This window comes from Hydrogenimonas thermophila (assembly GCF_900115615.1).
GTDB lineage: Bacteria > Campylobacterota > Campylobacteria > Campylobacterales > Hydrogenimonadaceae > Hydrogenimonas > Hydrogenimonas thermophila.
The window spans coordinates 1-7,633 of sequence record NZ_FOXB01000065.1; the positions used below are offsets into that span (position 1 = coordinate 1).

Annotated in this window: 11 protein-coding genes; all 11 read left to right on the forward strand. The window is 29.9% G+C overall.

Going from position 1 to position 7,633, the window contains the following annotated elements:
- The coding region (locus tag BM227_RS12850) for a hypothetical protein (RefSeq protein ID WP_425431733.1) at positions 1-275 on the forward strand (275 nt) is incomplete at its 5' end.
- Between the two features lies 1 nt (position 276).
- Entirely contained in the window at positions 277-1,044 is a 768-nt protein-coding gene (locus BM227_RS12125; RefSeq protein WP_092914216.1) for a hypothetical protein, read from the forward strand.
- Positions 1,038-1,886, forward strand: coding sequence for a hypothetical protein (locus tag BM227_RS12130; RefSeq protein ID WP_092914218.1), 849 nt, complete (start codon positions 1,038-1,040; stop codon positions 1,884-1,886). The genes BM227_RS12125 and BM227_RS12130 overlap by 7 nt, the downstream gene beginning before the upstream one ends.
- 12 nt (positions 1,887-1,898) lie before the next feature.
- Entirely contained in the window at positions 1,899-4,388 is a 2,490-nt protein-coding gene (locus BM227_RS12135) for a P-loop NTPase family protein (RefSeq protein ID WP_092914219.1), read from the forward strand.
- A gap of 99 nt (positions 4,389-4,487) precedes the next feature.
- Entirely contained in the window at positions 4,488-5,000 is a 513-nt protein-coding gene (locus BM227_RS12140) for a hypothetical protein (RefSeq protein WP_218147962.1), read from the forward strand.
- Complete coding sequence (locus BM227_RS12145) at positions 4,988-5,440, forward strand: hypothetical protein (RefSeq protein ID WP_092914223.1); 453 nt, start codon at positions 4,988-4,990, stop codon at positions 5,438-5,440. Before BM227_RS12140 ends, BM227_RS12145 begins: the two co-directional genes overlap by 13 nt.
- 3 nt (positions 5,441-5,443) lie before the next feature.
- Positions 5,444-6,172, forward strand: coding sequence for a ParA family protein (locus tag BM227_RS12150; protein ID WP_092914225.1), 729 nt, complete (start codon positions 5,444-5,446; stop codon positions 6,170-6,172).
- Between the two features lie 17 nt (positions 6,173-6,189).
- The gene (locus BM227_RS12155; RefSeq protein ID WP_092914227.1) at positions 6,190-6,459 is read left to right on the forward strand and encodes a hypothetical protein; all 270 of its coding nucleotides are present in this window, start codon (positions 6,190-6,192) and stop codon (positions 6,457-6,459) included.
- Between the two features lies 1 nt (position 6,460).
- Positions 6,461-6,913: a hypothetical protein gene (locus BM227_RS12160; RefSeq protein ID WP_092914228.1), complete on the forward strand. Its 453-nt coding sequence runs from the start codon at positions 6,461-6,463 to the stop codon at positions 6,911-6,913.
- Positions 6,914-7,017: 104 nt separating this feature from the next.
- The gene (locus BM227_RS12855) at positions 7,018-7,161 is read left to right on the forward strand and encodes a hypothetical protein (protein ID WP_177202059.1); all 144 of its coding nucleotides are present in this window, start codon (positions 7,018-7,020) and stop codon (positions 7,159-7,161) included.
- Positions 7,162-7,177: 16 nt separating this feature from the next.
- Positions 7,178-7,483: a hypothetical protein gene (locus tag BM227_RS12165; protein WP_092914230.1), complete on the forward strand. Its 306-nt coding sequence runs from the start codon at positions 7,178-7,180 to the stop codon at positions 7,481-7,483.
- Positions 7,484-7,633 lie beyond the last annotated feature (150 nt).

A 7,633-nucleotide genomic window follows, 5' to 3' on the forward strand; every position in this document is an offset into this window, starting at 1 on the left:
AAAAAAAAGAGAAGATTGATGAAATTATTGAACAACAGCAACAACAGCAGGAACAACAAGAAGAGAAAAAAGATGATAAAAGCGTGACTGAAAAGATAGTTGATGAGCTGATTGATGAGGCAAAAGAAGAGGTAAAAGAGGAACTAAAAGACAGAGCAGAAAAATATTTGAGTGATGATGAATTTAAGCAAAACTTAAATGAAGTGCTTGATATTTTTGAAGAGAAAAATGAAGATACAAAAATTGATATAGACGACTTTACTGAAGGGCAATGAAATGGCAAAAATGGGAAAAAAGAGCAGAAGTTTCATGCGGTATAGCGAAAATTACGAATTGATTGGCGACTTGGAACATTTCAAAGGCGAGAGCAAGAGAGTAATTTCAGAGTTTATGTTCAGATTTGAAAAAGATGACAGAGCAGTATTTTACGCTGAAAACTTGAATGTAAAAACGCAAGATGAGCTAAATGAAATTAAAAAAGAGCTTAGTGAAGAATTGAGACTTGCAGGCTTTGATGGGGTGCTTGAATTGCACCCGACCAGTGACGCAACAAGCAAAAGCGGACACATTCATTTATGGGGCGGGATAGATGAAAACATTGAAAAAATAGTTGAAAACTACATAAAAGCACATAATTTAAGCAATAAAGAGTTTTTAAACTACACAAACGAAGATATGAACGAAAACACAAAACACATCTTTATAAAAAAATTAGACAAAGTAATACAAAAAGACTTTGAGACTAACAAAAAAATTGAATTTAAATTTGAAGATTTTGAAAGAGAATCAGCTTTGAAAAATAGCAAAAAATTTGACAAAAAAAACGATGAATTTTACGAGCTATTAAAAGATGTTGAACTTACTTTAGCAGAATTTGACGCATACATAGCAGAGCTTGACGAAAGAGAACTTGAAAAACTTGAAGAGTTAAAAAGTGCAGGCGAGGATGTAAAGATAGTGACTGAAGCGGAAGATTTGAGCGATTTTAGTTTAAGTATAGCTGAAAAAATGTTAGAAGAATTCGGGGAGTATTTGCAATGTTAAACTTTAATTTTATGCCGATTGCGAACATTATTATATTATTTTTATTTATGTTTTGGGCGATACAAACTTATCTTGAAATACAAAATAGCAAAAGTCTTACAAGAGAGGAAAAATTTGAACGAAGCGATATTATGTTATCGCTTTTTTTGATTAACTTTGCAATTATGAGCATAGTTTCAATTTTTGTTTATTTTGTAGAAACTAAATTTAGAGAGCAAAAATGGTATTTTTATAGTGCAGGGCTTTTCATTTTTTTTCTTTTAAATATGTTTTTATCTAAGAAAATCAGTGAATTAAAATTTAACAACGCAGACATTAAAGCTAAGATTTTGACAAACTTTAAAAACTTGAAAAGCAGAAAAAAGAATAAATTTGAAAAATATGTAAATGAAGATATTGATCTTGATTACTATCATTTTAAGAAAATTTTAAATAAGAAAAATTTGACGGTTGAAGCTTTGGAATTAAATAACTTGACGAAATTAGAGCTTAAAAATTTTGAAAAAACGGTTGAAAAAGAAAAAGAATTGAAAAAATTATCGGTAGTTTTGAAAAATTTGATTAATTATGTGAACAATATAGAAGATGAATATAATATTGAAAATATAACAAAAGATGATATAAAAGGGATGAAAAGAATAGAAGTTGAAGAGCTGATTACTAAAAAGTTTATTGAGCTAAAAAACAGAAACATACCGATAAGGATTTCACAATTACTACAATATACAAGAAATGAGCGGGAGAAACAATTTTTATATTTTCTTATGGGTTTACCCGCAGGGCGATTTGTGGCAAACGGGATTATTTATGCACTTTATTTTGCAAAGAAAAAAGTTATTTAAGGAGAAAAGAAAATGGAAACTACATTATCAGAAATTAGCTATGAAAAACATTTAGACGCATTGACAAGCAATATAAGCAGTTTTGCACAAGTGGCAAATATCGTAAACTATATGAGTTTAATAACAGCTAAAAATATTTTAAAGATTAGAGATTTAGAAAGCAGTTATGTAGCAAAAGAGATGGCACTGGTTGAAAACAAAGAAACGCAAAATTACGCTATTTGTCTTGGATATAGAGTAAAAGAACACTATAAAAAAGAATACTATGAAGAGTATAGTTTTACACAAAGTATAATAAGAATTCTTAATAAGAACATTGAGCCAAAAAAGCGTATATACGCTACACAATACGATAGCAGACGCACTAATATATTAGAGCCTATACTGATAGATGACGACAGTCTTAGACAACATTTGTTAGTTATAGGAACAACGGGGAGCGGAAAAACGCAACTTTTAAAAGGAATACTTGAACAGCAAATTGGACGTGGTGGTGGAGCGTTGGCAGTTTTTGGAAAAGCTGATAATGCTATGCTACAGCAGATTTATAGCGTGGCAGCGGAATACGATCGACATCAAGATCTTTTTATAGTTGACTGGCTTGCAACGAAAGAGCAAGTCTTAGATAGTGTAAACAATAATGATAAAGCAGTAATTACAAACTCAATAAATTTATTTGACTTTGGAACAGCAACAGACATTATTAACTTGTTTTTAAAAATAAGCAACGTTAAAGATACAGATTCATGGGGAATCGGAGCAAAACAGTTTTTAGAAGCATTATTGAAAATGCTTATATTGTTAAGAGAAGCAAAGCTAACTTTTAACGTTGATAAAATAGATGAAATTTTACTTGCAGATAACACATTAGACGCACTAATTGAGAATTATGAAGATCTAAATTATTACAACTTTGCGGAGTATATAGTTAGCACTGAAAAGTTACTTAAACTTATTGCAGTGATAGAAAAGATTTATCAGCAAGAGCCTACACGTTTTGATAATTTATTGTTTAATACAGACAACAAAAAGCTTGATGATACAACAGAATTGTACGAAAGTTTTATCGTTGCTGAAAGAGACATGATTCACAAAGAATTAAAAAATGTTATACAAACGCAATCAACAAATATAAATATTAGTAAAGTTTTAAAAACGATTATAGATGACGTTTATAATGGCTTTAATAAAATTTTAAGCGAAGTAAAAAGCAGTAATGGAGCATTTTACAAAATTGAAGTAAGTCAGTCTCACTTTGGAAAAGTGTTATCTTTTTTCAACAAATTTTCAATGGTTTTGCAGAATCGTGAAAGAGATTTTGATTTTATTGAAGCGATACGTTCAGGTAAATTGGTAGTGTTTAATATTCCAGGACAAGACAGCGAGGACGCAAGCACAATAGGAAAATTAGTCTTTGGAGTATTGCAACTTTTAGTGAAAAAACAAGCAAAAGCCTATAAATTGGAGCAGACGCATTTATGTATTTTGGACGAAATTAACAGCTGGGCAAAAGGGCGAGACGGTGAAGTTTTGGGGCTTGGTGATGTAATGAGTGTAATTAGAGGGCTTGGACTTGCAGGAATAATCGCTTATCAGAGTGACTTGGAATCGCTTGACATGGGCAAAGGCATTGAAGCAGGGCAAGCAGAAGCGAACGCAAACACGATAATAACTTTGAAAAATAACGACAACAAGATTATTAAGAAACTGAATGAAAGAGTGCCTAAGAGATTAGTGAGACGCAAAAAAGATGAAATTAGAATGAAAAACAGTTCAAAAAATAATAGCGAGATAGTCACAATAGAAGAGAAAGAAGAGGACTTTTTTAAGGCGGGAATGTTGCAATCTCTCAAGGCAGGGCAAGGCTACATAATCAGAGAAAACAGAGCTGAAAAGATGATAACTTACTATTTAGCTAATAAAATGTATAGCAAAAAGAATGAAGCAACTTTGCCGATTACAAAAACAATGAGCCTTGACCAGATAAAGAGAATAGTAGATGATAAGATAGAACATAAAAAAGATAAAGAGTTAAAAGAAAATGATGTTGATTTAACTTGCAATAGCGATTTTAAAAAGCCAAAAACAAAGAGCAAAAAAGCAAAAATTGGAGATAAATTCGAGCAGTTTTTAGCAAAGAGATTTAAAGCAGATGGGTATAACATATTAGATGGCACAAGCGAAGAGAATTACGCAATACTGGACGCAGAGGGAGTTGATTTAGTAGCTGAAAAGAGTGATGAAATAGTAATAATTCAGGCTAAAAATTGGCACAAAAAAGAACTTGATAGAAACGAAGCGATTTTGATTTGTGAGAAGCTAAGAAACTTTTATAACAAAACTTACTATGACAAAAAAGAGAGTGAGAGTAAAAATATATATGGACTACTTGCAATAAATGAAAACACAAAAATAACCGATCCCGCTAAGTTATATTTACAAGACAAAAAAGAAGATCCAAATTTTAAAATTTTAACAAAGAGCTATAAATTTGAAGTGTAGATTTTTTTCTACACTTTTTTCTTTTTTAAATTTAAATCCCTTGACATTTACAACAAAAAAAGGCATAATATAGGAAGAATGAGAAAAAAAGGATTTGAGATGAGCAGTGTAAAAGAAGCAATAGCGTTACTGCATGAACAGCAAAAAAAGACTAATGAAAGAATTGCAAAGCTGAAAGAAGAGCAAAATATTAGACAAAAGATTGTTGATCAGCTTGAAAAAATTGATATGAATAACAATCATATTTTAGCAATGATCACGCCTTTTATGTTAGCAACTGAAAAGTTGCATAATACTTTTGAAAACAGCACATTAGAGAAGTTGACAGAAAATAGCGAAAGTTTGAAACAATTTACTGAACTTATGCAAGAGCGATATAACATACTTGAATCAGCGAAAAGAGCAGGAGTTGAAATTTTGAATGAAGATGAATTTGAGAAAGACATTTTTGACTTTTTGCAGAATAAAGAGTTTAAATTTGCAGATAGTGAGATAGCAGAAAAATTTAAATTTGCAGATAACAACGCACTTGACAAAATAAAAGAGTTTGTTTCAAATATAATGAATAATAATAATGAAAAAGAAGAGGAGTTGACAATATGCCAAAACTGATTGATGAAAAAATTGATGAAATAATGCAATTGAAAGAACAAGTAAAAGAGCTAAAAGAGCGAAACACTGAAATGATGTACACAATAAAAGCGTTAGCAAAAAAGAATTTTGAAGCAGTTAAAAAGACAGAAGATAAACTAAGCGATGAACTTATTAAAATGAACGAAGAGCAGAAAAAAGTAAATGCAGTGCTGATTAAAGCACTTGAAGATATTGAACAAAAAAACAACAAAATTGACGATTTGAATTTAGATCTTAGCGAAGCATTAAGTGAAACTGATATGGCAAAACTTGCAAAAATGGTTTACAAGCGGATATCACCAAATATTAGGAACACGCAAAAGAGTAATAAAAAGGGCAATAACAATATTGTGTTAATTGGCAGTGTGTTATTTATAGTAGTATCTTTAGCTATAATATACTATATAATAAAACATTAAGAAATGAAGCTTTTAAACAATTACAATAAAAATGTAAAAGTCATTACATTTTATAAAGTTGTAACAAAAAGATTTAACAAGGAGTTTGGTTTGAGAGATTGTAAAACTATTGCAATTATGGGGTTTAAGGGGGGAGTAGGAAAAAGCACGATTGCTAATTTTTTAGCTGAAAAGCTTGAAAATTCAGTGATTTTAAATTTAGATTTATACCAAGACGCAGAAGATTTTAACTCAAGTTATACTATAAATTTGAGCAAAAATCAAAAGATAGAAGAGATAAAAAATCAGAATGAATATGATTATATTGTAGTTGACGCAGGCGGGTTTGATGATGAGAGATTATCGAAAACGCAGATTGATTTATTTATATTTCCTACACGCACAGACTACAGAAGCATAAAAACGACAGTTGACAGTGCAACAACTATACTACAAAATAGCAAAAGTGTACTTAAAAATGTGATGTTTATATTTAATCAATATGAGAGTGAAAAAGAGCTAAATTCAGCAGTTGAAATTCTAAAAACAATTATTAATTTAAGTAATATTGTGGCAGACGATTTTTACTTTTTTGGAATTAAAAAAAGCAATGCAGTTAAGACAGCAATTGACAAAAAGATGAGCATAAAAGAGCTGATGAGTAGCAGTAAATTAGCAAGTCACACTTACAAAAGTTTTAATAATATGTTCGATGAATTAGCAAAAGAAGTAAAAGAGATCGTTGAAAATTAAAAGAAAAAGGGTAAGAGATGGGAAAGCTAAATATAAATTTAGGTAACAGAGAGATAAAGCCAGCAAAGAAGATTGAAAAAACGCATGCAAATTTAGAGCAGAAAAAAGAAAAAAAAGAGAGCGAAATTAAGCTTTATAAACAGAAAAAAAAGCCAAAAACTACTAAAATTTTAGGCTTTAGAGTTGATGAAGATGAACTAAAAAAGATAAATGAAACTTTAGAAAAAGAAGATATTACATTAACGCAATTGATTAAAGAAGCACTAAAAGAAAAAGGAGTATTGTAAAATGTTGAAATTACCAAAAAATTATTACAAATATGCTGAACTAAATTTGAACGAGCTTGAAAAAGATGTTGAAAACGATAAGATTAGTGTAAGTTTCACGACTTACATTGCTTGCAAAATTGAAAAACATTGTTTATCAGAAAACAAGAGCGTGACAAATTTTATAAAAGAAATTTTGATTGATAGTGATTTACTTGATGAAAGTGATCTTATAATGAGAGATCGAAGCAAACATAAATCTGAATTTATGAATAAAAATTGTAACAACTTTAAAGGCTTGAAAAGTTTTAAAGTTTATCATATAAGAATAAGTGAATACGCAAAAGCAAAACTTATTAAAAAATTAATCGAGCTTGAAACTGATTTGACTTGGTTTTTGAAGAGTAGAATGGTAAAAAGAGAAGTGAGCAGTAAAGATTATCAGATATTGCAACTTGAAGATTTAAGTTACTAAAGAGAGAGTTTATCTCTCTTTTTTTTGTTTGATATTTATAAAACCCTTGACATTTACAACAAAAAAAGATAGAATATATATAGAATGAAAAAAAGGATTTAAAGATGGATTTAATTATTGCTACGTGGCATGATCTGCAAAGTGCCGTGATTGATTTTTTGGGTATGAGCTTAAAAGAGCAATTTATAACAATATGTATTATTATTGTTGCAGTAGGTTTTTTCAGAGAAAAAGTTTTAAACAGATAAAAAAGGAGATAGAGCTATGTATTTAGAAGTAGAGTATTATGAAATCATATTTGAAATTGAAGAGCTGGAGCTTGACGGAGCAGGGTATAAATTGAAATTGAAAAAGAATGCTTTACCAAAAATTAATGAGTTTTTGAAAGAGCAGTTCGATAATGAGATTGCTGAAGCTATTGATGATGAAGAGACACTGAAAGAATTTAGTGATCAGAGAGAGATATTTGATGAAGAAGTTTTAATTTGTGAGAATAGTGAATTAAGAGACTTTGACAGACAGATATTTAAGATTAAGTTAAGTGATATTGAGAAGCTGATAGAGATGTAAAACACCCGTTAAACCACTGTTAAACACTTGTTAAACAACTGTTAAACACACGTTTAACATTTCAACGGAGAAGCGGATCTTGCCTAATAAGATTAACGCTTAAAGTTAATGAATGTTATCAATGGATAGAGAACAAAAGGCGTTAAGAAT

Excerpts from the sequence above, each read along its gene's own strand:
- BM227_RS12135 (WP_092914219.1), top strand. The coding sequence starts at position 1,899 with ATGGAAACTACATTATCAGAAATTAGCTATGAAAAACATTTAGACGCA.
- BM227_RS12130 (WP_092914218.1), top strand. The coding sequence starts at position 1,038 with ATGTTAAACTTTAATTTTATGCCGATTGCGAACATTATTATATTATTT.
- BM227_RS12165 (WP_092914230.1), top strand. The coding sequence starts at position 7,178 with ATGTATTTAGAAGTAGAGTATTATGAAATCATATTTGAAATTGAAGAG.
- BM227_RS12145 (WP_092914223.1), top strand. The coding sequence starts at position 4,988 with ATGCCAAAACTGATTGATGAAAAAATTGATGAAATAATGCAATTGAAA.
- BM227_RS12125 (WP_092914216.1), top strand. The coding sequence starts at position 277 with ATGGCAAAAATGGGAAAAAAGAGCAGAAGTTTCATGCGGTATAGCGAA.
- BM227_RS12160 (WP_092914228.1), top strand. The coding sequence starts at position 6,461 with ATGTTGAAATTACCAAAAAATTATTACAAATATGCTGAACTAAATTTG.
- BM227_RS12155 (WP_092914227.1), top strand. The coding sequence starts at position 6,190 with ATGGGAAAGCTAAATATAAATTTAGGTAACAGAGAGATAAAGCCAGCA.
- BM227_RS12855 (WP_177202059.1), top strand. The coding sequence starts at position 7,018 with ATGGATTTAATTATTGCTACGTGGCATGATCTGCAAAGTGCCGTGATT.
- BM227_RS12150 (WP_092914225.1), top strand. The coding sequence starts at position 5,444 with ATGAAGCTTTTAAACAATTACAATAAAAATGTAAAAGTCATTACATTT.
- BM227_RS12140 (WP_218147962.1), top strand. The coding sequence starts at position 4,488 with ATGAGCAGTGTAAAAGAAGCAATAGCGTTACTGCATGAACAGCAAAAA.